The organism is Sphingomonas sp. (assembly GCF_036402235.1).
In the GTDB taxonomy this organism is placed as follows: domain Bacteria; phylum Pseudomonadota; class Alphaproteobacteria; order Sphingomonadales; family Sphingomonadaceae; genus Sphingomonas.
The window spans coordinates 80,026-103,637 of the sequence record NZ_DASWTG010000019.1 but is presented as its reverse complement, the minus strand read 5'-3'; the positions used below and the strand labels follow the sequence as shown (position 1 = coordinate 103,637).

Sequence of the window (23,612 nt, the reverse complement as noted above, 5' to 3'; positions counted from 1 at the left end):
TAGGGCATAGCGATGGCCTCCAATCCGGCCCCAGAATCCGGCGGCACCCCCGTTCCCCGCCACGTCGCGATCATCATGGACGGCAACGGGCGCTGGGCGAAGGCCCGGCGGCTGCCGCGGCTTGCCGGGCACAAGCAGGGCGTGGACGCGGTCAAGCGCGTGTCCAGGGCGGCGCGCGAGCTGGGCATCGAGGTGCTGACGCTCTACGCCTTCTCGTCCGAGAACTGGCGGCGGCCGGAGGAAGAGGTGCGCGACCTGATGGGTCTGCTGCGCCATTTCCTCAAGAACGAGCTGCGCGACCTCGTCGCAGAGAATGTGCGGCTGCGCGTGATCGGCGACTATCATGCGCTGTCGGGCGACCTGGCGGCGATGATCGACGACGCGATCGCGCGCACCGCAGTCAACACCGGCGCGACGCTGGTGATCGCGCTCAACTATGGCGCGCAGGCCGAGATCGTCGCGGCGGCGCGGCGGCTGGCGGCAGCGGCCAGGGCAGGGAAGCTCGAGCCGGACCGGATCGACGAGGCGATGTTCGGCGATGCGCTGACCACCCACGGCCTGCCCCCGCTCGACCTGCTGATCCGCACATCGGGCGAGCAGCGCCTGTCCAACTTCCTGCTGTGGCAGGCGGCCTATGCCGAGCTGCTGTTCGTCGATACGCTGTGGCCCGATTTCGACGGCGCCGCGCTGGCCGACGCGATCGCGCAGTTCGGCAAGCGGCAGCGGCGGTTCGGAGGGTTGTGACGCACATTCCGCCACGGAAGAATGCCGACCTGCCGGTGCGCACGCTGGTGGGCGTGCTGCTGATCGCCGTGGCCGCGGCGGCGCTGTGGCTGGGCGGCTTCGCCTTCTGGCTGCTGACGGCGGTCGCCGCGATCATCATGATCCACGAATGGGGCGGGCTGCACGATGCGGCACCCGGGCAGAGGAAGATCGCGCAATACGCGCTGACGGTGCCGCTGGCGATCATGGCGCCGGTCGCGGCGGGACCCGGGTTCCTGGCGTTCGGCCTGGTATTGGGTGCGATGTTCTTCATCGCCGCGGTGACGCGCAACGGGATGCTGGGGGCGGGGGCGGTCTATGTCGGGCTGCCGGTGCTGGCGCTGCTGGTGCTGCGTGAGGCGGACGACGGCCTGCTGCTCGCCTTCTGGGCGATGGCGCTGGTCTGGGCGTGCGACATCGGGGCGTATTTTGCGGGGCGGACGTTCGGCGGGCCAAAGCTGATGCCCGCGATCAGCCCCAACAAGACCTGGGCAGGGCTGATCGGCGGCGTGGCCGGAGCGGGGCTGTTCGCGGCGATCATGATCATCCTGGGGCTTGACTGGCGGCTGGCGGCGGCGACGCCGGTGCTGGCGGTGCTGGCGCAGGCGGGCGATCTCTATGAGAGCTGGCTCAAGCGGCGCGCCGGGGTCAAGGATTCGGGCGATTTGCTGCCCGGCCATGGCGGCGTGCTCGACCGGCTCGACGGATTGGTGCCGGTGGCGCCGGTCGCCGCGCTGCTGGTGCTGGCGGTTCGATGAGACGCGTCACCATCCTGGGCGCGACCGGATCGGTCGGCACCTCGACGCTCGATCTGATCGGGCGGGCGCCGGACGAGTTCGAGGTTCTGGCGCTCACGGCCAATTGCGACGCCGAGGGGCTGGCGGCGGCAGCGCGGCGCGTGAAGGCGAAACTTGCGGTGGTGGCGGACGAGAGCTGCCTGCCCGCACTTGGCGAAGCGCTCGAGGGAAGCGGCATCGAAGCGGCGGGCGGCGCGGACGCGATATGCGACGCGGCGCGGATGGGCGCCGACTGGACGATGGCGGCGATCGTCGGCACCGCAGGCCTCAAGCCGGTGATGGCGGCGATCGAGGGCGGCAAGACCGTGGCGCTGGCCAACAAGGAATCGCTGGTTTCAGCCGGCGAAGTCGTGATGCGCGCCGTAGCCGAGCGGGGTGCGACCCTGCTGCCGGTCGATTCGGAGCATAATGCGATATTCCAGTGCCTTGAGGCGGATAACGCAGACAAGGTCTCAAAGATCATCCTGACCGCGAGCGGCGGACCCTTCCGCGAGCGCTCGCTGGACGAGATGCGCGGGATCACGCCGGAGCAGGCGGTGGCGCATCCCAACTGGTCGATGGGCGCCAAGATCAGCGTCGATTCGGCTACGCTGATGAACAAGGGGCTGGAGCTGATCGAGGCGTTCCACCTGTTCCCGGTGGCGCCCGACCAGCTCGACGTGATCGTGCACCGCCAGTCGGTGATCCATTCGCTGGTGGAATATGCCGACGGATCGATGCTGGCCCAGCTCGGCTCGCCCGATATGCGGGTGCCGATCGCCCATGCGCTGGCCTGGCCGCGGCGGATGGAGACGCCGTGCCAGCGGCTCGATCTCACGACGATCGGGCGGCTCGATTTCGAGGCGCCGGACTATGACCGATTCCCGTGTCTCCGCCTTGCGCGCGCGGCGCTGGCGGCGGGCGGGGCGCGGCCCGCGGTGCTGAATGCGGCCAATGAGGTGGCGGTGGCCGCATTCCTGGCACGGCGCATCGGCTTTCTTGAAATTGCCGCAATCGTCTCGGATACGCTGGAGCGCTATGATCCGGCCGCGCCGGAAACGCTCGATCAGCTGCTTGCGATCGATGCGGAGGCGCGGGCAATCGCGGGCGAGCGTGTGAAGGACTGCGTCATTTGACCGAAAATCCCGGTTTCTTCTTCTACATCATTGCCTTCCTGCTGGTGATCGGGCCGCTCGTCTTCGTGCATGAGCTGGGCCACTATGCCGCCGGACGGCTGTTCGGGATCAAGGCGGACGCCTTCTCGATCGGGTTCGGGCGCGAGATCGCAGGGTTTACCGACAAGCGCGGCACGCGGTGGAAGTTCGGCTGGCTGCCCTTGGGCGGCTATGTGAAGTTCGCCGGCGACATGAACCCGGCGGGGCAACCCAGCCCCGAATGGCTGGCGCTGCCTGCCGCCGAGCGCGCGCGCACCTTCCAGGCCAAGCCGGTGTGGCAGCGCGCGATCGTGGTCGCGGCGGGGCCGGTGACCAACTTCGTCGTGGCGATCCTGATCCTCGCGGCGTTCGCGGCGAGCTATGGCGAGAACCGCACGCCGGCGGTGGTGGCCGGCATCGCGCCGCAAAGTGCTGCGGCTGCGGCCGGGCTGCGCGAGGGCGACCGGATCGTCGCGATCGACGGCCGGGGGATGGAGTCGTTCAACGACTTGCGCCGCTACATCGTGATGCGCCCGGACGAGACGGTGGAACTTGCGGTGGAGCGTGACGGATCGCGCATCGCGCTTCCGGCGCGGATCGGCGTGCGGACCGAGCAGGACAGGTTCGGCAACGCATATCGCATGGGGCAGCTCGGCGTCGCACCGGGAGCGCCGGTTCACGTTCGCGTGGGCATCCTGGAGGCGATTCCCTCAGGGATCCGCATGACCGGCGAGGTGATCGAGAGCACGCTCGACGGCCTGGGGCAGATCATCACCGGCCGCCGCTCTGTGGAGGAGCTTGGCGGGCCGCTGCGAATCGCCCAGGTCTCGGGCGAGCGTTTCGCACTGGGACCGACCGAGTTCGTGTTCCTGATCGCGCTCATCTCGATTAATCTGGGATTCATTAACCTGTTGCCAGTCCCGGTGCTGGATGGCGGCCATCTTCTGTTCTATGCGATCGAGGCGGTGCGGCGGAAACCCGTCGGGCCGGAGGTGATGGAGTGGGCGTTCCGCGGCGGGATGGTGGCGATCCTGGCGCTGATGCTGCTGGTGACGTTCAACGATCTGGGCGCCTTTGGCGTGTGGAGAAATCTGGCCGGGTTGATCGGCTGACGCGGTTCGGGCAGGGCGGTTCGCCGTCGGCCCGCGTTTCGGCCAGAACAACTCTTCAAGTCCGACTGGGGTAGGATAGTGACTGCAATCAAGGTTACGAAAATCGGCGTGCGCGCCACCGCGCTGCTCCTGACGGGCACGGTCCTGTCAGGCGTGGCGTTCGCGCAGCAGGCGCCTCAGCAGCAGCCCGCCCCCGCCCAGCCCGCGTCGGCGCAACAGGCGCCGACGACGCCGGTGACGCCAGTCGCTATTCCCGAGCCGACACGGACGATCCGCTCGCTGCGCGTCGAGGGCACCCAGCGCCTCGAGCCGGAGACGGTGCTGTCGTACACGCGCATCCGCGTCGGCCAGCCCTATACCACCGAGATCCTCGACCAGGCGATCCGCGACCTGCTGGCGAGCGAGCTGCTGGCCGACGTTTCGATCGAGGGCGTCGAGAGCGGCGACATTGTCGTGCGAGTGCGCGAGAACCCGATCATCAACCGCGTGGTGCTGGAGGGCAACAAGCGGCTGAAGAACGACAAGATCGTCAAGGAGATCAAGCTGGCGCCGCGCCAGATGTTCACCCGCACCGCGGTGCGCGCGGACGTCGCCCGCATCGTCGAGCTCTATCGCCGCCAGGGCCGCTTTGCCGCGCGCGTGGAGCCCAAGATGGTCAGCCTCGACCAGAATCGCGTCGACGTGATCTTCGAGATCGAGGAGGGCGCCAAGTCCAAGGTCCGCCAGATCAACATCATCGGCAACGAGGTGTTTTCCGACGGCAAGCTGCGCGGCGAGATGGCGACCAAGCAGGCACGCCTGACCAGCATCTTCAGCTCGAACACCAGCTATGACCAGGACCGGCTGGCGTACGACCAGCAGAAGCTGCGCCAGTTCTACCTGACCAATGGCTATGCCGATTTCCGCGTCGTCTCCGCGGTGGCCGAGCTGACGCCGGACAAAAAAGACTTCATCATCACCTATGTCGTCGAGGAAGGCCCGCGCTACAAGTTCGGCCCGGTCACGGTCGACAGCAACATCCGCGACTTCGATGACAAGGTGCTGGCCGGCAACCTCGCGATCAAGGAAGGCGCCTGGTACAACGCCAAGATGGTCGAGGACACGGTCGACCAGCTTTCCGAGACCGCGGGCATGTTCGGCTATGCCTTCGCCAACGTCACGCCCGAGTTCCAGCGCGACCGCGAGAAGTTGACGATGACGCTCAACTTCAACATCGCCGAGGCGCGCCGCACTTATGTCGAGCGGATCGACATCACCGGCAACACCCAGACGCAGGACAAGGTGATCCGCCGCGAGCTGCGCCTGGCAGAAGGCGATGCGTTCAACACGTTCCTGGTCAAGCGCTCGCAGGACCGCATCAACTCGCTCGGCTATTTCGGCGAGAAGTTCGAGATCGAGCAGAAGGAGGGCTCCGCGCCCGACCGCGTCGTGCTGACCGCCAATGTCGAGGAGCGATCGACCGGTGAGCTGACGCTGTCGGCGGGCTTCTCCAGCCTCGAGCGCTTCATCTTCCAGGGCTCGATCCGCCAACGCAACTTCCGCGGCAAGGGCCAGGACCTGCGCCTGTCGGCCGACTATTCGAGCTATTCCAAATCGGTCGAGGTCGGGTTCACCGAGCCCTATCTGTTCGACCAGAACATCGCGCTGGGCGGCACGATCTTCCGCCGCGACTACAACTCGTTCAACTATCTGGGCAGCGACCGCCGGACCACCTACGAGCAGGTGTCGACCGGCGGGCAGCTGGTGCTGGGCGTGCCGCTGACCGAATATTGGACCGCATCGGCCCGCTATTCGCTCACTCATGATTCGGTCGGCCTGGACGAGAATACCTTCTTCACCGACGGCAAGTGCGACCCACTCAAGGCCGGACGCTATCTGTGCGAAGCGCTGGGCAAGCGCTGGACGTCGGCGGTCGGCCTCTCGCTGATCTACGACAGCCTCAACAGCCGCCTGCGCCCGACCGCGGGCCAGCGACTGGTGGTCGGCGGCGACTTTGCGGGCCTGGGCGGCGACGTGAAGTATCTGCGCGGCCGCTTCGACGCCGACAAATACTGGAATATCGGCGGCGGCTGGATCTTCTCGGCCGGGCTTGAGGGCGGCTACATCCACAGCCTGGAGACGGCGGCGGCGGGCGTCGATCCGGTGCGTATCACCGACCGCTTCTTCCTGGGCGAGCCGCAGTTCCGCGGGTTCGACATTCGCGGCGTCGGCCCGCGCATTCAGCGCATCAGCTATACCGGCACCGTCGCTGGTGGGAACCAGACGCTGATCACCGACAGGGATCAGATCTTCGACGACGCGATCGGCGGCCGCGCCTATTATCTGGGCAAGCTCGAGCTGGAGATCCCGCTCGGCGCCGGCGCGCGCGAGATGGGTATCCGTCCGTCGATCTTCGTGATGGCGGGCGCCAACTGGGGCGTGCGCCGGCCGAATCCGACCGCGACCTTCACCCAGGCGCGGTTCGTGACCAACGCGGATGGTTCGAAAACGACGTTATTCGACCCGAACGATCCGCGTTGGGCGACCGCCGAGTTGGCGACAAACGCCGATGGATCGCCGTCGTTGTTGCCGATTCAGACGCCGCAGACGACCATCGTCAACGGCCAGACCGTGCCGCTGTATCAGGTACCCTCCACCGATGCCGTCGCGCCGGGGCAACTCACCACTTGTAGCGTGGGTTATTCTGCGTCTGCAGGGGGTCCGTGCAGCGGCACGTCGATCAATAGCGTCTTCAACCAGATCACCGATCCGTTCGTCGAGCGCTTCCTGGGCAACACGCCCCGGCCGCGCGTGGCGGTGGGCATCGGTGCCAACTGGAACTCGCCGTTCGGGCCGCTGCGGCTCGACCTCGCCTATGCCCTCACCAAGGTCGAGGGTGATGACGACAAACTCTTCAGCTTCAACGTAGGGACGTCCTTCTAATGTCGAACACCAAGACCATTATCGCCGCGCTGGCGATCACGGGTGCCTCGCTGGGCGCTGGCACCGCCGCCGCGCAGGCCCTCGCCGACGCCAAGGTGGCCGTCGTCGATGTCGATCGCATCATGAGCCAGTGCACCGCCTGCGTCGCGGCCAACACGCAGCTCCAGACCCAGCGCACGCAGCTGCAGCAGTTCGCCGAGCAGCAGACCGCGCCGCTCCGCACCGAAGGACAGGCGATCGACGCGGCGGTCAAGGCCGCGGCCGGCAAGCCGCTCGATGCCGCCATGCAGCAGCGCTATCAGGCGTTCCAGACGCGTGCCCAGGCCGCGCAGCGCGCCGTCGCCGAGCGCGAGCAGACCTTCCAGCGCAACGTCCAGTTCGTGCAGCAGCAGATCGCGCAGCGCATGGTGCCGGTGATCCAGCAGATCTCGCAGCAGCGCGGTGCGACGATCACCGTCTCCAAGGAAAGCACGATCTTCTCGGCTCCGACCGCCGAGATCACCGACGCGGTCCTGACCGCGCTGAACCAGCAGCTGCCGAGCGTGAGCACCACCGCTCCGCCCCCGCAGCAGCAGCAGCCGGCGCAGCAGCCCGCCCAGCAGCCGACCCAGCCGCAGCCGCAGGGCCGATGAGCGATCCGGCAGTGACGGGAGGCTCCATCGGCCCGCTCGATATCGGGCGGGTCATGGCGGCGCTCCCGCACCGCTACCCGATGCTGCTGGTCGACCGGGTCGAGGAACTGATCCCCGACCAGCGCATCGTCGCGATCAAGGCGGTGACGATCAACGAGGAGTTCTTCCAGGGGCATTTCCCGGGAAGGCCGATCATGCCGGGCGTTCTCCAGGTGGAGGCGCTAGCGCAGGCGGCGGGCGTGCTCGCGGTCGAGAGCCTCGGCCTCGCCGGGACGGGCAAGCTCGTCTATTTCATGTCGATCGACGGCGTGAAGTTCCGCAAGCCGGTCGAGCCCGGCATATTGCTGCGGCTCGAGGTCGAGTTCGTGCAGAAGCGCTCGCGCGTCTGCAAATTCGCCGGCAAGGCCTATCTGGGCGACGAGCTGGCGACCGAATGCGAGTTCACCGCGATGATCGCGGATCCGCCTTCGGCCTGATTTCAGGCAGCCAAGCCTTCGCATTGCAACACGGGCGCGGTTCTGTTACGGGCCGCGCCTCTTGCTGCCGGTCGGAAACCGGTGGCCTATTCCAAGGAAAAGACCCGTGAAGAAAGACACGCACCCCGACTATCACATGATCAAGGTGCAGATGACCGACGGCACCGTGTTCGAGACCCGCTCCACCTGGGGCAAGGAAGGCGACACGATGCAGCTCGACATCGATCCGCTGGCGCACCCGGCCTGGACCGGCGGCCGCGGCCAGATGCTCGATTCGGGCGGTCAGGTGGCGCGCTTCAACAAGCGCTTCGGCGGGCTCTCGCTCTCCAAGAAGTGAGTTGCGGGCTGACGTCGTTAACGCGGCGTTAGCCATCGCAGCCTAGGCTTGGCCGATGATGTCATCGGACAAGCCCAGTTTCGCAGCAGAATTCGAACCTGCGGTGCTCGGCCGGCGGCGCGTCCCGCGTGCGCCGGTCTCGCTCGATGCGAAGGTCGGCCGCGGCGGGCTCGACCGCGCGCTGTGCCGCGTGGTCGACCTCTCGCTCCACGGCGCCAAGATCGAGACCTTCTCCGCGCTGCGCCGCGATTCGATGATCTGGCTGACCTTGCCGCATGTCGGCCACTGGGCCGCCCGGGTCGTCTGGGCGACCGATTTCGAGGCCGGCCTCGAGTTCCAGATCGCGCTGACCGAAGGCGAGTTCGAGAAGCTCGCGGCTTGAGGCGGCGTTCCAGTAACGATCGCATGAATCCGGATTTGGACTTGGGCGACGAATCCGCCTAAAGGCGGCAAAACGCCGTGATCCACGCACTCGCCAATCCCACGCGCTTCCTGAAGATCGCGCGACCGCTGACGCCCATCCTGTTCTGGAGCGGGCTGCTGCTGGTGCTTGTGGGCTGCTGGGGCGGGCTGACGCAGACGCCGCCCGACTATCTCCAGAAGGAGAGCGTGCGCATCCTCTATATCCATGTGCCGAGCGCATGGCTGGGGATGGGCGGCTGGACCTCGCTTGCCGTCGCCTGTTTCGCATTCCTCGTGTGGCGGCATCCGCTGGCGAGCCTCGCGGCGCGGGCCATCGCGCCGGTGGGCGCGGTGTTCGCCGCGCTGTGCCTGCTCACCGGATCGATCTGGGGACGGCCGACCTGGGGCACCTGGTGGGAATGGGACGGGCGGCTTACGTCGATGCTGCTGCTGTTCTTCATCTATATCGCCTGGATCGCGCTGGAGCGCGCCGATCGCGAGCGCGGCGGCGACGGGCGCATCCCCGCGCTGTTCGGGATCGCGGGCACGGTGCTGTTGCCGGTGATCCGCTATTCGGTGGTGTGGTGGCAGACGCTGCATCAGGGACAGAGCCTGACGCTGACTCAATCGAGCATCGATTCGACCATGCTGTGGCCGCTGCTGATGACCCTGCCGGGGTTCAGCCTGATGTTCGGCGGGATCGTGCTGATGCGGATGCGCGCGGCGCTGGCGAACCAGCGCGTCGAGGCGCGGCTGCGACGAATGGCGGCATGAACCACTGGCCGTTCATCCTCGCCGCCTATGCGGTGGTCGTCGCGGGCGTAGGCGGGCTTTCGCTGGCGAGCTGGCTGGCCATGCGCAATGCCGAGCGCTCGGTCGATGCACTGAAGGACCGCAGATGAAGCGCAAGCATCAGCGGTTGATGCTGGGCCTCGCCGCGCTTGCCGCGATCGGCGGGGCGAGCGGTCTCGCGCTGTCCGCGCTCAAGGATCAGGCGGCGTTCTTCTACACGCCGAGCGACGTTGCGGCGAAGAACCCGCCCGTGGACAAGGCCGTCCGCCTCGGCGGGATGGTCGAGGCCGGATCGCTCAAGCACCTGCCCGATGGGGTAACGATCAGCTTCATCGTCACAGACAAGGAGGCGAAGGTGCCGGTGCGCTTCACCGGCGTCGCGCCCGATCTGTTCAAGGAAGGCTCCGGCGTGGTCGCCGAGGGCAAGTTCACGGCCGATGGCGGCTTCGTCGCGGACAATCTGCTCGCCAAGCATGACGAGCGCTACATGCCGCCCGAGATCGCCAAGAAGATGCCTTCGCCCGAGACGCTCAGCCAATGATCGCCGAGGCGGGGCTGGCGGCGCTGTGGCTCGCCGCGGCGATGGCGCTGATGCAGCTGGCGATGGCCGCGCTGGGATTGCGATTGAGTTCTTCCGCCGTTCGCCCTGAGCTTGTCGAAGGGCTGCCTTCCTCCAATGAAGAGGAGAAGAGCAGGGCTTCGACAAGCTCAGCCCGTACCGAAGTGGGGACACAATTATTGGCGGCAGTGCGTCCAGCGGCGATCGTCCAGGGTGTGCTGGCGGCGCTGTCGTTCGGCCTGCTGATCGCGCTGTTCCTGCGCTCCGATATGTCGGTGCTGCTGGTGGTGCAGAACAGCCATTCGGCCAAGCCTTTGCTCTACAAGTTCGCGGGGGCATGGGGGAACCATGAAGGCTCGATGCTGCTGTGGGTCACGGTGCTGGCGCTGGCCGGCGCGGCGATCGCGCTGCTCGAGAAGAAGCTCGACCGCGCGACGCTGACCGCGACGCTGGGCGCGCAAGCGTTCATCGCGCTGGGCTTCTACGCCTTCCTCCTGATCGCATCGAGCCCGTTCACCCGGCTCGACCCGCCTGCGCTCGACGGGCTGGGGCTCAATCCGCTGCTGCAGGATCCCGGCTTGGCGTTCCACCCGCCGACGCTCTATTTCGGCTATGTCGGGCTTTCGATCGCTTTCTCCTTCGCGGTCGGCGCGATGGTAACGCGCGAGGTGGGGCCGGTGTTCGCACGGGCGATGCGGCCCTGGGTGCTGGCGGCATGGGTGTTCCTGACGATCGGGATCACCGCGGGCAGCTATTGGGCCTATTACGAGCTCGGCTGGGGCGGCTGGTGGTTCTGGGATCCGGTCGAGAATGCATCGCTGATGCCGTGGCTGGCGGCGACGGCGCTGCTGCATTCGGTCAATGTGCTGGCAGCGCGCGACGGGCTGCGCGCCTGGACGCTGATGCTGGCGGTGGTCGCCTTCTCGATGTCGATGGTCGGCACCTTCCTCGTCCGCTCGGGCATCCTGACCAGCGTCCACGCCTTTGCCGTGGATCCGACGCGGGGCAGCTTCATTCTCGTGCTGCTCGCCATCTATATCGGCGGGGCGCTGACGCTCTATGGCGCGCGCGTGGGACGAGTGAAGGCGGGGCAGGGGTTCGACCTGCTCAGCCGCGAGGGCGGGCTGGTGCTCAACAACCTGCTGCTGAGCGTGATCCTCGGCATCGTGCTGATCGGGACGCTCTATCCGATCGTGGCGCAGGCGATGGGCGAGCAGCTCTCGGTCGGGCCGCCCTTCTTCAACAAGGCGGCAGGGCCGATCGCGCTGCTGCTGGGTGCGGCGATGGCCGCAGGGCCGCTGCTCAACTGGCGGCGCGACCATATCAACGCGCTGCTGGGCAAACTCACCGTGCCGGTGACGCTGGCGGTACTGGTGATGGCGGGAACATTCGCGGCGGCGCCGTCCACCGGCTGGATGGAGATCGTAGGGCTGGGTCTGGCCGCCGGCCTTGCCGTGGCGAGCTTCGCGCCGCTGTGGAAGCGCAAGCTGCTGCGCACGCCGCTATTCACCTGGGGCATGGTGATCGCGCATTTCGGGGTTGCGGTGAGCCTGGCCGGGATGGCGGCGGACAGCGCCTTCACCAGCGAGCGGCTGGTCGCGGCGCGCTATGGTCAGCCTTACTATGTCGGGCCGTGGCGCGTGGTGCTGAACGGCGTCGCGCCGGTGGTGGGCGACAACTGGTCGGCGGTCGAGGGGCGCGTGACCGCGTCGCGCGGGCCGGTGGACGGGCCGATGCTCCTGCTGCGGCCGCAGCGGCGCTTCTATGCATCGCCGCCGACCGACACCGCCGAGGCTTCGATCGCGACGCGGCTCGACGGGCAGCTCTATGCCGTGCTCGGCGCGCAGGATGCGCAGGGGCGCTGGCAGCTGCGGCTGTGGTGGAAGCCGTTCGTGACGCTGATCTGGCTCGGCGGAGGGCTGATCGCGCTGGGCGGCGCGCTGTCGCTGGTCGGCCGGGTGAAGCGCGAACGGCGCAATGTGAAACGGCGGGAGGAGGCGGAGCTGTGAGGCGCTGGACGCTCTGGGTGCCGCTGGCGGTGTTTCTGGCGGTAGTCGCGCTGGCGGCGTGGCGGCTGACCGATACCGGCGAGACGGTGGTCAAGTCGGCGCTGGTCGGCAAGCCGATGCCCGAATTTAGCCTTCCCGCGATGGTCGAAGGGAAGCCGGGCCTCAGCCGCGCCGATCTCGCCACGGGGAAGCCGCGGCTGCTCAACGTGTTCGCCAGCTGGTGCGTGCCGTGCATCGCCGAGGCGCCGCAGCTGATGCAGCTCAAAGCAGCGGGGGTGCAGATCGATGCGGTGGCGATCAAGGATACGCCCGATGCGGTGAAGGCATTCCTGTCTCGCCATGGCGATCCCTATGCGCGGATCGGCGACGACCGCAACCGGATCGTGCAGATCGGCATCGGATCGTCAGGGGTTCCCGAGACCTTCGTGATCGATGGGCAGGGGCGGATCGCGGCGCAGCATATCGGCGACATCCGCGCGGACGACGTGCCCAAGCTGCTCAAGGCGCTGGAGGCGGCGGAATGAGCCTGCTCATCGGCCTTGCGCTGGCTGCGGGCGTGCCCGCGGACCTTGGCTATTCGCAGCTTCCCGACGCCCGCAAGGAAGCCCAGGCGGCCGCACTGATGGGGACGCTGCGCTGCCTGATCTGCCAGGGCCAGTCGATCGCCGACAGCGACGTCGACATGGCCGCCGACATGCGGCGCATCGTGCGCCAGAAGATCGCGGCGGGCGAGACGCCCGAGGCGGTGCGCGGCTGGCTGATCGAACGTTATGGCAGCTATGTCACCTATGATCCGCCGCTGAGCTGGACGACCGCGCCCTTGTGGCTGGCGCCGCTGTTGCTGCTGGGCGCCGGATTGTGGCTGGCGCGCGGCACGCTGCGGAGGCGGCGCAAATGATGGGATGGCTTGCACTCGCCGTGACTGGTGCAGGGGCATTCGCGCTGCTGTGGCTGCTCGGAGTGCCGCGGACCCTGTGGTCGTTTGCCGGCGCGGCGCTGATGCTGGGCGCGGCGGGCTATGCCCTGCAGGCGCGGCCCGGCCTGCCCGGCGCACCGGTTGCGGCGAAGAAGAAAGTGCGGGCCGACGAGCCGGAGCTGCACAAGCTGCGCGGCGAGATGTTCGGGCGCTTCACGGTCAACGACAGCTATTTCATCGCGGCCGATGCGCTGGTGCGCGGCGGCGACGCCGACAAGGCCGCGAAGATGATGCTGGGCGGCGTGCGGTCCGCGCCGCAGGATCCATCGATGTGGACCTGGCTGGGGATGACCCTGGTGGAAGCGGACGACGGCACCATGTCGCCCGCCGCGGCCCTTGCGTTCCGGCGCGGGATCGTGCTGGCGCCCGAGCACCCGGGGCCAGCGCTCTTCTACGGGCTCGCTCAAGCGCGGACGGGGAATCTCGGTGCGGCGCTGCCATGGCTGCGCAAGGCGCTGGAGCTGACGCCCGACAAGGCGCCGTATCGCGGCGATGTCGAGCGCACGCTTCGGTCGGTGACGCTGTTCGCCGCGATGAAGGCGCAGGCGCAGCGGGAGCGGCCTTCCCCGCGCTGAACGTTCAGCCGGCGGCCGCCTTCTTCGTGCGCTGGGCCTCGACCAGCTGGATCGCCTTCTGCACCGCCGCCTCGATCGAGAGGAAGCTGGTATCGAGCACCGCGGCGTCGGGCGCGGCGACCAGGGGAGCGTTAGCGCGCTTCGAATCGCGTTCGTCGCGTGCGCGGATATCCGCGAGCACCTTGTCGAGGCTGGCCATGATGCCGTTTCGGCGGAGCTCGGCATGGCGGCGCTGGGCGCGGATCGTGGGCGTCGCCTTGACGAACAGCTTGGCATCGGCGTCGGGCGCGATGACCGTGCCGATATCGCGCCCGTCAAGGACCGCGCCGCCGGGCTGCTGGGCGAAGCGTTTCTGGCGCTGGAGCAGCGCCGCGCGCACCAGCGGATGCGCGGAGACGACCGAGGCGGCCTTGCCGACCTCGTCGGTGCGGAGCCATTCGTCGGCGAGCAGCAGGTCGTCGAAGCCGGTGGCGGCTACGGCGTCGGCCTCCTTCTCGGGGTTCATCTCCTCGCGCAGCACGGTTGCGGCGACGGCGCGATAGAGCAGGCCGGTGTCAAGATGCGGGAGCTCATAGTGCCGCGCGAGAGCGCGGGCGATGGTGCCCTTTCCCGAGGCTGCGGGGCCATCGACGGCGATGATCATGACTCGTTCCTGCCGGTCAGCGAATCGAGCGTCGCGAAGAAGCCGGGATAGCTGGTGGCGACCGGCGACACATCGTCGATGCTCAATTCGGACTTCGCGCCGAGTCCAGCCACCGCCATGCTCATCGCGATGCGATGGTCGAGTTTCGAGGCGACCGGAGCGCCGCCTGCGATCAGCTCGCCACCGGTGCCGGTGATGGCGAGGCCGTCCTCATACTCCTCGAGCACGACGCCATTAGGTTGCAGCGCGGCGACCATCGCGGCGATGCGGTCCGATTCCTTGACGCGGAGCTCCTCCGCGCCGCGCGCGACGGTGCGGCCTTCCGCAAAGGCAGCGGCGACGAACAGGGCGGGGTATTCGTCGATCATGCTGGGCGCGAGATCGTGCGGCACCTCGATCGCCTTGAGCGGCGCGTGGCGGACGTGCAGGTCGGCGACCGGCTCGCCGCCCACGGTGCGCGGGCTCACCTCCGCGATATCGGCACCCATCATGCGCAACGCGGCGATCAGCCCGGTGCGCGTGGGGTTGAGGCCGACATTAGCGATGGTGACGTCCGAGCCCGGCACGATCGACGCGGCGACCATCCAGAAGGCGGCGGAGGAAGGATCGCCGGGCACGGTGATCTGCTGCGGCTTGAGCTCAGCCTCGCCGCGGATCGAGATGATGCGGCCCTGCGGGGCCTGCTCGACCGTCAGCTCGGCGCCGAAACCGGCGAGCATGCGCTCGCTATGGTCGCGCGTCAGCACCGGCTCGATCACGCGCGTGATGCCCGGCGTGTTGAGGCCGGCGAGCAGCACCGCCGACTTGACCTGCGCCGATGCGACGGGAAGCGTGTATTCGATCGGCACCGCCGGGCACAGACCGCGCATGGTGAGCGGCAGACGGCCGCCGGGGCTCGAGGTGAAATCGGCACCCATTCTGGATAGCGGATCGATGACGCGCCCCATCGGGCGCTTCGAGAGCGAAGCATCGCCGGTAAAGGTCGCGGTGATCGGATGGCTGGCGACGAGGCCCATCAGCAGGCGCGTCGAGGTGCCCGAATTGCCCATCTCGAGCGCGGTCTCGGGCTGGAGCAGCCCGCCGACGCCGACGCCCCAGACATGCCACACGCCATCGCCGTCGCGCTCGACCCGCGCGCCCATCGCCCGCATCGCGGCCGCTGTGGCGAGGACGTCCTCACCCTCAAGCAGCCCCTCGATCCGGCTTTCGCCCACGGCGAGCCCGGCAAACATCAGCGACCGGTGGCTGATCGACTTGTCGCCGGGAACGGTGAGCGTGCCGCGCAGCGGGCCACGAGCGGAAATCGCGAGGGGGAGGGGTGTTGCAGCGTTCATGGGCGGCGGCTTTGACAGCGGGCTTGCGCTATGGCAAGGCGCCCGCCACTTCAAACGGGGACCAAACTCCCCGTCACCCTGTAAAATCGAAGAAAAGGCAAGAGCGGCACATGGTGAAGCCGGAATGGGGCACGAAACGGACCTGCCCGAAATGCGCAACGCGCTTCTATGACCTGACCAAGGACGAGCCGGTCACCTGCATCAGCTGCGGCTTTGCCTGGGAACCGGAGCCCATCCTGAAGTCGAAGCAGCCGCTGCCCTTCGAATCGGTGAAGGGTGAAGCCGACAAGAAGAAGGACGACGCGGATCTCGGCGACGAGGATCTGGACGTCGATGAGGACGCCGAAGGTTCGCCCGACGACGACGTGGATCTGGGCGGCGACGACGATCTGGGCGTCGACACCGGCGACGACGACGAGGAAAGCTGATCGGAAAGCGGAAAATCGGGAAAGCGAAAAAACCCGGTTGCAAACCGCGCGATGGCTGCTAGAGGCCATCGCCTTCCCGGAACGGATGGGGCCGTAGCTCAGCTGGGAGAGCGTCGCAATGGCATTGCGAAGGTCAGGGGTTCGATCCCCCTCGGCTCCACCAACTCCTTGAGTTGGTTACACCTCGGGTTTCTGAATTAGGATCTTGGGGCTCCACCATCCCGTTCATAACCGGGCAGAAAACAGGGCGCGTGCATCACCCGATGCGGCGCCCTTTTTCGTTGCGGGCGCGGTTGGATGCATGGGGATGCACCAGCCCTAGCGCATGGGCGATACCCCTGAACCGAGTCCCGAATCCGGACGGCGATTAACTACGGTTGGCGCGGGACAAAATCGTAAACGGGACGTTAACTGTTGGCCATGGAACGCCAGCAGACCCTCGCCGATTCCTATCGCGGACATCATCCGTTCCGCACCGCGCTGCCGCTTGTCCGCAAGAGCGTGCGCAAACGCGAGGACGAAAGCGACCTCAAGCTGTTCCTGCTGAGCTACGCCGCGTTTTTCGTCTGCTTCTACACCTTCTTCATCTGAAGGCGGAACGCGCCTAATCGCAGGCGCGGTGCAGCTTCTGGGCGATCCAGGCCGAGATCAGGCACATGCCGGCCACGACGAGCAGCATGTTCTCCGATGTCACGCCTGCCGCCGAAAGGGCGAGCACGAACAGTGACCCGAACACCATCGCACCTGCGTTGACGATGTTGTTGGCCGCGACCGTGCGCGCGGTCTGGTCCTTGGTCACGGTGGTGGTCAGGAAAGCGTAGAGCGGGACGACGAACATGCCGCCGGTGATCGCGACCGCGGTGAGGGTGACGATGACGATCCATGCCTGGCGCTGCAGGATGAAGCTGGAGAAGTCATAGAGCGTGCCGGCGGCGGCGGGCTCCCAGAGGCGGACCTCGACCGAGAAGATCACGACGATCACCGCCATGGCGATGACCGAGATCGGCGAATACTTCGCCGAGACCTTGCCCTTGAGCATCGCGTTGATGACCACCGAGCCGATCGCGACCCCGACCGAGAATACCGCGACGAGCAGCGAGGAGACGCGCGCATCGGCGGTGAGCACATTCTTCACCAGGGGCGGGAAGATGATGATCAGCACGGACCCGATCGTCCAGAAGAAGCTGATCGCGCAGATCGACAGAAACAGGCGCGGGATGTGCATCGTCGCGCCGACCAGCCGCCAGGAGGAGGTGAAGGGGTTGAAGTTGATCTTGAGCCTGGGACCGACGCGCGGGGCGGCGGGCACCATGCGGCCGGTGATCCAGCCGATCAGAGCGACCACCAGCACCAGCGCCGCCGCGATGCGCATGTCGTGCGCGACCCAGCCCGCAGTGACGGTGCCGAGCAGGATCGAGAGATAGGTCGCGGCCTCGACCATGCCGGTGCCGCCCAGCACCTCCTCGTCCTTCAGATGCTGGGGCAGGATCGCGTATTTGATCGGGCCGAAGAAGGTCGAGTGCGCACCAAGGCCCAGCACGGCGCCCAGCATCATGCCGAGGCCGGTCATCGAATAGCCCGCCTGCGCCACCAGCATTCCGGCGCCGCCGAACAGCATCAGCGCGATCTCCGCCGTCTTCACCCAACGGATGATCGAAGCCTTGTCGTGCGTATCCGCGAGCTGGCCGGCGAGCGCGGAGAGCATGAAGAAGGGGATCAGGCTGATCCCGGTCGCGAGCGCGTTGAACTGGAACTCGACCGCCGGATCGCTGAAGATCTGGTAGGTCGCGAACAGCACCATCGCGGTCTTGAACAGATTGTCGTTATAAGCCCCCAGGAACTGCGTGATGAAAAGGGGGAGAAACCGGCGCTCCTTGAGCAATCCGAGCGCGTTATGCATGCGTTGGCGGGCCTTCGTCCGTCTAAACTGAACCCCGGCATAGCCGCGGGGGCGGCGTGGCGGCAACCGCTATCGGTGTCATATGGCAAACAGGTGGCATGCAGCGGGGAATGGCCGCGGGGGATGATTGCGCCGGCATGCGGTGCTAGAGCGGAACCATGCTGACGCTGCCCAATATCCTGACCTTGTCGCGAATCGTCACCGTGCCGCTGCTGGTGTTCTTTCTGTGGTGGCGCGATTGGCAGACCGGTTATGCGCTCGCCTTCGCAACCTACTGCCTCATGGGGATTACCGATTACTTCGACGGCTATCTCGCGCGCTCGCGCGGGACGGTCTCGAAGCTCGGCATCTTCCTCGATCCGATCGCCGACAAGATCATGGTCGCGGCGGTGATCCTGATCCTGTGCGCGAAGGGGATCATCGCCGATCTGCACATGATCGCTGCGCTGATCATCCTGCTGCGCGAGATCGCGGTATCCGGGCTGCGCGAGTTCCTGGGCGGGATCCAGGTATCGGTGCCGGTCTCCGCGCTGGCCAAGTGGAAGACCGCGCTTCAGCTCGCCTCGCTGGGCGGGCTGGTGCTGGCAGGCGCGGTGCCGGGATCGCCCTGGGTGCATGACGTGAGCCTGGCGATGCTGTGGGGCGCCGCCGTGCTGACGCTGATCACGGGGTGGGATTACCTCCGCGTCGGCCTCAAGCACATGGACAGCTGATGCGGCTGCTCTATTTCGCCTGGGTCCGCGAGCGCATCGGCACCGGTGAGGAGGTGGTCGAGCCGCCCGAGGCCGTGCGCACGCTCGCCGATCTCGCCGAATGGCTGCAGGGCCGCAGCGCCGGCCATGCCGAGGCCCTGGCCGATCTCACCCGGCTGCGCGCGGCGGTGGACCAGCGCTTCGTTCCGCTCGACAGCGAGCTGGGCGATGCGCTGGAAGTCGCCTTCTTCCCCCCGGTGACGGGCGGATGATCCGGGTTTCGGTCGATCCCGCGCCGATCGACATCGGCAGCGAGCTGGCCGGGATCGAGGAAACCCGGGCCGGCGCCGTGGCAAGCTTCACTGGCGTGGTCCGTGCCGACGATGGCGTGACCGGCATGGAGCTGGAGCATTATCCCGGCATGACCGAGGCGGTGCTGTGCGACCTTGCGGAGCAGGCGATGACGCGCTGGCAGCTGCTCTCGGCGGTGATCGTGCATCGCGTGGGGCCGATGGTGCCCGGCGACCGCGTGGTGCTGGTCGCGACCGCGGCGGCGCACCGGCGCGAGGCGTTGGATGCCTGTGCCTTCCTGATCGACCGGTTGAAGACCGAGGCGCCATTCTGGAAACGCGAGACGCGGGACGGGCAGGCGAGCTGGGTCGCGGCGCGGGCGAGCGACGATCAGGCCGCGGCGCGCTGGGCCGGCCCCGAGGGCAAGCCCGACTGAGCCAGCACCTCGGCAAGCAGGCGGAAGTCCCGCTCGCGCGGGCTTGCCTTGCGCCACACCAGCGCGATGCGGCGTGCCGGATTGTCGGCCTGGAGCGGGCGCGCGGCGACATGGGTATGGTCAAGGATGCCGGCATCGAGCGCCATTTCGGGCAGCATCGTCACGCCCAGGCCGTTGTCGACCATCTGCACCATCGTGTGGAGCGAGGTGCCGAGCATCGTCGCCTCGGCGCGCAGCTCGGGCCGGTTGCACGCGGCGAGGGCGTGATCCTTGAGGCAATGGCCGTCCTCGAGCAGGAGCAAGCGGGTCTCGTCGATCTCGTTCGGGGTGACCGCGGCGTGATCCGGCTCATACTCGCCCTCGGGGAAGGCGACGAACAGGCGGTCCTCGAACAGCGGCGCGGTCTCGACATCGCCACAGGCATAGGGGAGGGCGAGCAGCACACAATCGGTGCGGCCGGTGTGGAGGCTCTCGCATGCCGCGCCGCTCGGCTCCTCGCGCAGGAACAGCTTGAGGTCGGGATAATCGGCGCGCAGGCGCGGCAGGATGCGCGGAAGCAGGAAGGGGGCGATGGTGGGGATGACGCTCATCCGCATCTCGCCCGACAGCGGGCGGCCTGCTGCGCGCGCCAGATCGGCGAGCTCCTCGGCCTCACGCAGCACGCGGCGGGCCTTGTCGACGATGCGCTCGCCGAGCGGGGTGAAGCGGACGACACGGCGGGTGCGCTCGACCAGGACGACGCCGATCAGCGTCTCCAGCTCGCGCAGGCCCGCGGAAAGGGTGGATTGGGTGACGAAGCTCGCCTCGGCGGCGCGGCCGAAATGGCCGTGGTCCTTGAGCGCGACAAGATATTGGAGCTGCTTGAGCGTGGGGAGGTAGGTTTGCGCCATTGATCGATCCGAGCGATTGGTGGCGCGGATATAAGTGACCAGGGCGATGATTACCATCCTCCCCTGAGCTCGCTCAGGGAAGGGGGACCGCGCCCGTAGGACGTGGTGGAGGGGCCGCTGCACAGAGGGCGATATTCGGCTGAAGCATTTCCGCCGTCTGCGCGGCGCGCCCCTCCGTCATCGCTTCGCGATGCCACCTCCCCTGAAGGGCAGGAATAGGTTACGCCGCAGCGGCCTGCGTTTCCTCCGCGGGCAGGCGGATGAGATAATCGAAGGCGGAGAGGGCGGCGGTCGAGCCGGCGCCCATCGCGATCACGATCTGCTTGTAGGGCACGGTGGTCGCGTCGCCCGCGGCAAAGATACCGGGCTGGCTGGTCTCGCCGCGCGCGTCGATCTCGATCTCGCCGCGCGGGGTGAGGGCGATCGCGTCCTTGAGCCATTCGGTGTTGGGCACCAGGCCGATCTGGACGAAGATGCCCTCCAGCTCGATGTCATGCTCCTCGCCCGAGTTGCGGTCCTTGTAGGTGAGGCCCGTCACCTTCTCGGCGCCGTTGACGCGGGTGGTGAGCGCCGAGGTGATGACCTTGACGTTGGGCAGGCTGCCGAGCTTGCGCTGGAGCACGGCATCGGCGCGCAGCTGGCTGTCATATTCGATCAGCGTGACGTGCGCGACGATGCCGGCCAAGTCGATGGCGGCCTCCACGCCCGAGTTGCCGCCACCGATCACCGCGACTCGCTTGCCCTTGAACAACGGGCCGTCGCAGTGCGGGCAATAGGCCACGCCCTTGTTGCGATACTCGTCCTCGCCCGGGATGCCCATCTGCCGCCAGCGCGCGCCGGTGGAGAGAATGACCGTCTTGGCCTTGAGCTTCGCGCCATTGGCCAGCACCACTTCATGCAGCCCACCTTGGACGCGCGACGGGATCAGCTTTTCGGCGCGCTGGAGGTTCATGATGTCGACGTCGTTTTCCTTGACGTGGCTCTCGAGCTGCGCGGCGAGCTTGGGGCCTTCGGTGTAGGGGACCGAGATGAAGTTCTCGATGCCCATCGTGTCGAGCACCTGGCCGCCGAAACGCTCGGCAGCTACGCCGACGCGCAGCCCCTTGCGCGCGGTGTAGATCGCCGCGGCCGCACCGGCAGGCCCGCCCCCGACGACGAGCACGTCATAAGGCTCCTTGGCTTCCAGCTTGGCCGCGGCCTTGGCGTCGGCGCCGCTATCAAGCTTGGCGACGATCTGCTCAAGCTCCATCCGGCCCGAACCGAACGGCTCGCCGTTGAGGAACACGGTCGGAACAGCAAGCACCTGCCGCGCATCGACCTCGTCCTTGAACAGCGCGCCGTCGATCGCGACGTGGCTGATCCTGGGGTTGAGCACGGCCATCAGGTTGAGCGCCTGCACCACGTCGGGGCAATTCTGGCAGGAGAGCGAGAAATAGGTCTCGAAATGCAGCTCTCCCTCGAGGCCTTTCACTTGCTCGATCACGTCCTGCGCCGCCTTGGACGGGTGGCCGCCGACTTGGAGCAAGGCGAGCACTAGCGACGTGAATTCATGCCCCATCGGGATGCCGGCGAAGCGGACGCCGATATCGGTGCCGGCACGGCGGATCATGAAGCTGGGCTTGCGCTTGTCTTCATGGCGGACGAGCGTGATCTTGCCGGAAAGCTCGGCGATCTCGGTGAGCAGGGTTTCGAGCTCGCGCGACTTGGCGTCGTCGCCCAGGCTGGCGACCAGCTCAACGGACTCGCGGATATGCACAAGATAGCCTTCGAGCTGCTGCTTCAAATGTGCGTCGAGCATCGGAAACTCCTGAAACTGGAAACAATACGGCCCGGGGCTACGGGAAGTCAGCCCCGGGCCGCTTTGGCGCCCGCTACAGGGGGAGAGGGGAGCGGGCGCTTAGATCTTCGGCTTAGATCTTGCCGACAAGGTCGAGCGACGGGGCGAGGGTCTCTTCACCCTCTTCCCACTTCGCCGGGCAGACTTCGCCCGGGTGCGCTGCAACATACTGTGCCGCCTTGATCTTGCGCAGCAGTTCCTGCGCGTTGCGGCCGACGCCCTCGCTGGTGATCTCGACGATCTGGATCACGCCCTCGGGATCGATCACGAAAGTACCGCGGTCGGCGAGGCCCTGGCCCTCACGCAGCACGTCGAAATTGGTCGACAGCGTGTGGTTCTGGTCGCCCAGCATGTAATAGTTGATCTTGCCGATCGCGGGCGAGGTGTCGTGCCAGGCCTTGTGGCTGAAATGGGTGTCGGTCGAGACCGAATACACCTCGACGCCCATCTTCTGCAGCGTGGGATAGACGTCGGCGAGGTCCTCGAGCTCGGTCGGGCAGACGAAGGTGAAGTCGGCCGGATAGAAGAAGAAGACTGCCCACTTGCCGCGCACGTCGGCGTCGGTGACATCGACGAACTTGCCTTCCTTGAAGGCAGTCGCGGTGAACGGCTTGAGCGAGCTTCCGATGAGGGCCATGTTCTGATTTCTCCGTTTGATGCAATGCAGCTTGTGCGACGCCGCATATAGGTTGCACTGCACCGGAGATGAAACAGGAAGTCTCGCTTGGATTGATCGAGACAATCACTCAAACGGGAAAAACTTATCGAACGATCAAGTCAGCGCGTTATAGACGCTGTAGCTGCTGGTGATGGTCAGCACGATGCCGACGAGGATCAGCAGGGTCTTGGTCGGCACGCGCTTGGCGAGCAGGGCGCCGAAGGGTGCCGCAAGTACGCCGCCGACGAGCAGGCCGACCACCGCCTCGGTAAAGGCCGACAGGCCGAGATGAAGGATGAAGGTGATCGACACCGACAGGGTCAGGAAGAATTCGACGCTGTTGACCGTACCGATCGTGTAGCGCGGCTGCGTGCCCTGGATCAGCAGGTTGCTGGTGACGACAGGCCCCCAGCCGCCGCCGCCCGCCGCATCGAGGAAGCCGCCGGCAAGGCCGAGCGGCTCGACGATCTTGGGCTCCTTGTGGTGGCGGGTCGGGAAGCTGATGCCGCGCCACAGCAGATAGATGCCGATCGCGGCGAGATAGGTCATCACGAACGGCCGCGTGACGGAGGCATCGAGCGAGGTGAGCAGATAGGCGCCGGTGACGCCGCCGATCACGCCGGGGACCAGCAGGCGGAAGAACAGCCTCCAGTTCACATTCTTGTGGATCGCGTGACTGATGCCCGACACGCCGGTGGTGAAGCATTCGGCCAGATGCACGCCCGCCGACGCTGTTGCCGGGGGGACGCCGAGCACGCTCACCAGCAGCGTGCTGGAAATGACGCCGAACGCCATGCCCAGCGCGCCATCGACGATCTGCGCGGCGAAACCGACTGCGATAAAGGGAAGAAGTGCCTGGAAGTCGATCGCTTCGAACATCAAATCCCTTTCGGTGCAGTCACAACGCAGTCACAGGCGCCCCGGTTTGGCGGCCTCTCCCAATCCCTACAAGATACATCGTGTTTAGTAAGGCCAAGCCGGAAACGCGCCAAACTGGAAAACGCGCCGGTTGATGCCTA

At 67.0% G+C, this 23,612-nt stretch carries 28 protein-coding genes and 1 tRNA gene; 22 read left to right on the top strand and 7 right to left on the bottom strand.

What is annotated here, in order from left to right; genetic code table 11:
* Positions 1–12 precede the first annotated feature (12 nt).
* From VGD28_RS03630 to VGD28_RS03555, 16 genes are all read left to right on the top strand, one after another.
* The gene (locus VGD28_RS03630) at positions 13–744 is read left to right on the top strand and encodes an isoprenyl transferase (protein WP_331026961.1); all 732 of its coding nucleotides are present in this window, start codon (positions 13–15) and stop codon (positions 742–744) included.
* The gene (locus VGD28_RS03625) at positions 741–1,520 is read left to right on the top strand and encodes a phosphatidate cytidylyltransferase (RefSeq protein WP_331026960.1); all 780 of its coding nucleotides are present in this window, start codon (positions 741–743) and stop codon (positions 1,518–1,520) included. The genes VGD28_RS03630 and VGD28_RS03625 overlap by 4 nt, the downstream gene beginning before the upstream one ends.
* Positions 1,517–2,674, top strand: a complete 1,158-nt coding sequence (locus tag VGD28_RS03620; RefSeq protein ID WP_331026959.1) for a 1-deoxy-D-xylulose-5-phosphate reductoisomerase — start codon at positions 1,517–1,519, stop codon at positions 2,672–2,674. Before VGD28_RS03625 ends, VGD28_RS03620 begins: the two co-directional genes overlap by 4 nt.
* Complete coding sequence (rseP, locus tag VGD28_RS03615; protein ID WP_331026958.1) at positions 2,671–3,804, top strand: RIP metalloprotease RseP; 1,134 nt, start codon at positions 2,671–2,673, stop codon at positions 3,802–3,804. The genes VGD28_RS03620 and rseP overlap by 4 nt, the downstream gene beginning before the upstream one ends.
* Positions 3,805–3,882: 78 nt before the next feature.
* On the top strand, positions 3,883–6,726 hold the full coding sequence (bamA, locus tag VGD28_RS03610; RefSeq protein WP_414714458.1) for an outer membrane protein assembly factor BamA: 2,844 nt from the start codon (positions 3,883–3,885) through the stop codon (positions 6,724–6,726).
* Positions 6,726–7,358, top strand: coding sequence for an OmpH family outer membrane protein (locus VGD28_RS03605; RefSeq protein WP_331026957.1), 633 nt, complete (start codon positions 6,726–6,728; stop codon positions 7,356–7,358). The genes bamA and VGD28_RS03605 overlap by 1 nt, the downstream gene beginning before the upstream one ends.
* Positions 7,355–7,834 carry a 3-hydroxyacyl-ACP dehydratase FabZ gene (gene fabZ, locus VGD28_RS03600; RefSeq protein ID WP_331026956.1) on the top strand — a complete coding sequence of 160 codons (480 nt, stop codon included), beginning with the start codon at positions 7,355–7,357 and terminating at the stop codon, positions 7,832–7,834. Before VGD28_RS03605 ends, fabZ begins: the two co-directional genes overlap by 4 nt.
* Before the next feature lie 106 nt (positions 7,835–7,940).
* On the top strand, positions 7,941–8,171 hold the full coding sequence (gene rpmE, locus VGD28_RS03595; RefSeq protein WP_066575173.1) for a 50S ribosomal protein L31: 231 nt from the start codon (positions 7,941–7,943) through the stop codon (positions 8,169–8,171).
* Positions 8,172–8,226: 55 nt separating this feature from the next.
* On the top strand, positions 8,227–8,553 hold the full coding sequence (locus VGD28_RS03590) for a PilZ domain-containing protein (protein WP_331026955.1): 327 nt from the start codon (positions 8,227–8,229) through the stop codon (positions 8,551–8,553).
* 77 nt (positions 8,554–8,630) lie between these two features.
* Positions 8,631–9,347: a heme ABC transporter permease CcmC gene (ccmC, locus tag VGD28_RS03585; RefSeq protein WP_331026954.1), complete on the top strand. Its 717-nt coding sequence runs from the start codon at positions 8,631–8,633 to the stop codon at positions 9,345–9,347.
* Positions 9,344–9,475 (top strand): heme exporter protein CcmD, encoded by a 132-nt coding sequence (gene ccmD, locus VGD28_RS03580; protein WP_331026953.1) that lies wholly within the window; start codon positions 9,344–9,346, stop codon positions 9,473–9,475. Before ccmC ends, ccmD begins: the two co-directional genes overlap by 4 nt.
* Entirely contained in the window at positions 9,472–9,906 is a 435-nt protein-coding gene (gene ccmE / locus VGD28_RS03575) for a cytochrome c maturation protein CcmE (RefSeq protein ID WP_331026952.1), read from the top strand. Before ccmD ends, ccmE begins: the two co-directional genes overlap by 4 nt.
* A complete protein-coding gene (locus VGD28_RS03570; protein WP_331026951.1) occupies positions 9,903–11,933 on the top strand; it encodes a heme lyase CcmF/NrfE family subunit in 2,031 nt (676 codons plus the stop codon). The genes ccmE and VGD28_RS03570 overlap by 4 nt, the downstream gene beginning before the upstream one ends.
* Entirely contained in the window at positions 11,930–12,457 is a 528-nt protein-coding gene (locus VGD28_RS03565; protein WP_331026950.1) for a DsbE family thiol:disulfide interchange protein, read from the top strand. Before VGD28_RS03570 ends, VGD28_RS03565 begins: the two co-directional genes overlap by 4 nt.
* A complete protein-coding gene (locus VGD28_RS03560) occupies positions 12,454–12,831 on the top strand; it encodes a cytochrome c-type biogenesis protein (RefSeq protein ID WP_331026949.1) in 378 nt (125 codons plus the stop codon). Before VGD28_RS03565 ends, VGD28_RS03560 begins: the two co-directional genes overlap by 4 nt.
* Entirely contained in the window at positions 12,828–13,484 is a 657-nt protein-coding gene (locus VGD28_RS03555) for a tetratricopeptide repeat protein (protein ID WP_331026948.1), read from the top strand. Before VGD28_RS03560 ends, VGD28_RS03555 begins: the two co-directional genes overlap by 4 nt.
* Positions 13,485–13,488: 4 nt before the next feature.
* On the opposite strand, the gene cmk is transcribed toward VGD28_RS03555, so the two are convergent.
* Both cmk and aroA read right to left on the bottom strand, forming a co-directional pair.
* Entirely contained in the window at positions 13,489–14,127 is a 639-nt protein-coding gene (cmk, locus tag VGD28_RS03550; protein ID WP_331026947.1) for a (d)CMP kinase, read from the bottom strand.
* A complete protein-coding gene (gene aroA, locus VGD28_RS03545) occupies positions 14,124–15,461 on the bottom strand; it encodes a 3-phosphoshikimate 1-carboxyvinyltransferase (RefSeq protein ID WP_331026946.1) in 1,338 nt (445 codons plus the stop codon). The genes cmk and aroA overlap by 4 nt, the downstream gene beginning before the upstream one ends.
* A gap of 110 nt (positions 15,462–15,571) precedes the next feature.
* Between aroA and VGD28_RS03540 the strand changes: the two genes are divergently transcribed.
* The 3 genes from VGD28_RS03540 to VGD28_RS03530 all read left to right on the top strand — a co-directional run bounded on the left by VGD28_RS03540 (position 15,572) and on the right by VGD28_RS03530 (position 16,480).
* A complete protein-coding gene (locus VGD28_RS03540; protein WP_331026945.1) occupies positions 15,572–15,889 on the top strand; it encodes a TIGR02300 family protein in 318 nt (105 codons plus the stop codon).
* A gap of 87 nt (positions 15,890–15,976) precedes the next feature.
* Positions 15,977–16,052, top strand: a tRNA-Ala gene (locus VGD28_RS03535).
* Positions 16,053–16,303: 251 nt separating this feature from the next.
* Positions 16,304–16,480, top strand: coding sequence for a hypothetical protein (locus tag VGD28_RS03530; protein ID WP_331027066.1), 177 nt, complete (start codon positions 16,304–16,306; stop codon positions 16,478–16,480).
* A gap of 13 nt (positions 16,481–16,493) precedes the next feature.
* Here the strand turns inward: VGD28_RS03530 and VGD28_RS03525 are convergent, their stop codons facing one another.
* Positions 16,494–17,789 carry an MFS transporter gene (locus tag VGD28_RS03525; protein ID WP_331026944.1) on the bottom strand — a complete coding sequence of 432 codons (1,296 nt, stop codon included), beginning with the start codon at positions 17,787–17,789 and terminating at the stop codon, positions 16,494–16,496.
* Positions 17,790–17,947: 158 nt separating this feature from the next.
* Between VGD28_RS03525 and pgsA the strand changes: the two genes are divergently transcribed.
* Genes pgsA through VGD28_RS03510 form a run of 3 tightly spaced genes read left to right on the top strand, consistent with a single transcriptional unit; the run spans position 17,948 to position 19,208 of the window.
* The gene (pgsA, locus tag VGD28_RS03520; protein WP_331026943.1) at positions 17,948–18,502 is read left to right on the top strand and encodes a CDP-diacylglycerol--glycerol-3-phosphate 3-phosphatidyltransferase; all 555 of its coding nucleotides are present in this window, start codon (positions 17,948–17,950) and stop codon (positions 18,500–18,502) included.
* Positions 18,502–18,753 carry a molybdopterin converting factor subunit 1 gene (gene moaD / locus VGD28_RS03515; protein WP_331026942.1) on the top strand — a complete coding sequence of 84 codons (252 nt, stop codon included), beginning with the start codon at positions 18,502–18,504 and terminating at the stop codon, positions 18,751–18,753. Before pgsA ends, moaD begins: the two co-directional genes overlap by 1 nt.
* Positions 18,750–19,208 (top strand): molybdenum cofactor biosynthesis protein MoaE, encoded by a 459-nt coding sequence (locus VGD28_RS03510; protein WP_331026941.1) that lies wholly within the window; start codon positions 18,750–18,752, stop codon positions 19,206–19,208. The genes moaD and VGD28_RS03510 overlap by 4 nt, the downstream gene beginning before the upstream one ends.
* On the opposite strand, the gene VGD28_RS03505 is transcribed toward VGD28_RS03510, so the two are convergent.
* The 4 genes from VGD28_RS03505 to VGD28_RS03490 form a co-directional block, all read right to left on the bottom strand.
* Positions 19,163–20,098: a hydrogen peroxide-inducible genes activator gene (locus VGD28_RS03505; protein WP_331026940.1), complete on the bottom strand. Its 936-nt coding sequence runs from the start codon at positions 20,096–20,098 to the stop codon at positions 19,163–19,165. The genes VGD28_RS03510 and VGD28_RS03505 overlap by 46 nt on opposite strands.
* 220 nt (positions 20,099–20,318) lie before the next feature.
* A complete protein-coding gene (ahpF, locus tag VGD28_RS03500; protein WP_331026939.1) occupies positions 20,319–21,896 on the bottom strand; it encodes an alkyl hydroperoxide reductase subunit F in 1,578 nt (525 codons plus the stop codon).
* 112 nt (positions 21,897–22,008) lie between these two features.
* The gene (ahpC, locus tag VGD28_RS03495; protein WP_265116188.1) at positions 22,009–22,572 is read right to left on the bottom strand and encodes an alkyl hydroperoxide reductase subunit C; all 564 of its coding nucleotides are present in this window, start codon (positions 22,570–22,572) and stop codon (positions 22,009–22,011) included.
* 135 nt (positions 22,573–22,707) lie between these two features.
* Positions 22,708–23,472, bottom strand: a complete 765-nt coding sequence (locus tag VGD28_RS03490; RefSeq protein ID WP_331026938.1) for a sulfite exporter TauE/SafE family protein — start codon at positions 23,470–23,472, stop codon at positions 22,708–22,710.
* Positions 23,473–23,612 lie beyond the last annotated feature (140 nt).

Excerpts from the sequence above, each read along its gene's own strand:
- VGD28_RS03630 (WP_331026961.1), top strand. The coding sequence starts at position 13 with ATGGCCTCCAATCCGGCCCCAGAATCCGGCGGCACCCCCGTTCCCCGC.
- VGD28_RS03620 (WP_331026959.1), top strand. The coding sequence starts at position 1,517 with ATGAGACGCGTCACCATCCTGGGCGCGACCGGATCGGTCGGCACCTCG.
- VGD28_RS03605 (WP_331026957.1), top strand. The coding sequence starts at position 6,726 with ATGTCGAACACCAAGACCATTATCGCCGCGCTGGCGATCACGGGTGCC.
- fabZ (WP_331026956.1), top strand. The coding sequence starts at position 7,355 with ATGAGCGATCCGGCAGTGACGGGAGGCTCCATCGGCCCGCTCGATATC.
- VGD28_RS03590 (WP_331026955.1), top strand. The coding sequence starts at position 8,227 with ATGATGTCATCGGACAAGCCCAGTTTCGCAGCAGAATTCGAACCTGCG.
- ccmD (WP_331026953.1), top strand. The coding sequence starts at position 9,344 with ATGAACCACTGGCCGTTCATCCTCGCCGCCTATGCGGTGGTCGTCGCG.
- ccmE (WP_331026952.1), top strand. The coding sequence starts at position 9,472 with ATGAAGCGCAAGCATCAGCGGTTGATGCTGGGCCTCGCCGCGCTTGCC.
- VGD28_RS03570 (WP_331026951.1), top strand. The coding sequence starts at position 9,903 with ATGATCGCCGAGGCGGGGCTGGCGGCGCTGTGGCTCGCCGCGGCGATG.
- VGD28_RS03560 (WP_331026949.1), top strand. The coding sequence starts at position 12,454 with ATGAGCCTGCTCATCGGCCTTGCGCTGGCTGCGGGCGTGCCCGCGGAC.
- VGD28_RS03555 (WP_331026948.1), top strand. The coding sequence starts at position 12,828 with ATGATGGGATGGCTTGCACTCGCCGTGACTGGTGCAGGGGCATTCGCG.
- cmk (WP_331026947.1), bottom strand. The coding sequence starts at position 14,127 with ATGATCATCGCCGTCGATGGCCCCGCAGCCTCGGGAAAGGGCACCATC.
- aroA (WP_331026946.1), bottom strand. The coding sequence starts at position 15,461 with ATGAACGCTGCAACACCCCTCCCCCTCGCGATTTCCGCTCGTGGCCCG.
- VGD28_RS03540 (WP_331026945.1), top strand. The coding sequence starts at position 15,572 with ATGGTGAAGCCGGAATGGGGCACGAAACGGACCTGCCCGAAATGCGCA.
- VGD28_RS03525 (WP_331026944.1), bottom strand. The coding sequence starts at position 17,789 with ATGCATAACGCGCTCGGATTGCTCAAGGAGCGCCGGTTTCTCCCCCTT.
- pgsA (WP_331026943.1), top strand. The coding sequence starts at position 17,948 with ATGCTGACGCTGCCCAATATCCTGACCTTGTCGCGAATCGTCACCGTG.
- moaD (WP_331026942.1), top strand. The coding sequence starts at position 18,502 with ATGCGGCTGCTCTATTTCGCCTGGGTCCGCGAGCGCATCGGCACCGGT.
- VGD28_RS03510 (WP_331026941.1), top strand. The coding sequence starts at position 18,750 with ATGATCCGGGTTTCGGTCGATCCCGCGCCGATCGACATCGGCAGCGAG.
- VGD28_RS03505 (WP_331026940.1), bottom strand. The coding sequence starts at position 20,098 with ATGGCGCAAACCTACCTCCCCACGCTCAAGCAGCTCCAATATCTTGTC.
- ahpF (WP_331026939.1), bottom strand. The coding sequence starts at position 21,896 with ATGCTCGACGCACATTTGAAGCAGCAGCTCGAAGGCTATCTTGTGCAT.
- ahpC (WP_265116188.1), bottom strand. The coding sequence starts at position 22,572 with ATGGCCCTCATCGGAAGCTCGCTCAAGCCGTTCACCGCGACTGCCTTC.
- VGD28_RS03490 (WP_331026938.1), bottom strand. The coding sequence starts at position 23,472 with ATGTTCGAAGCGATCGACTTCCAGGCACTTCTTCCCTTTATCGCAGTC.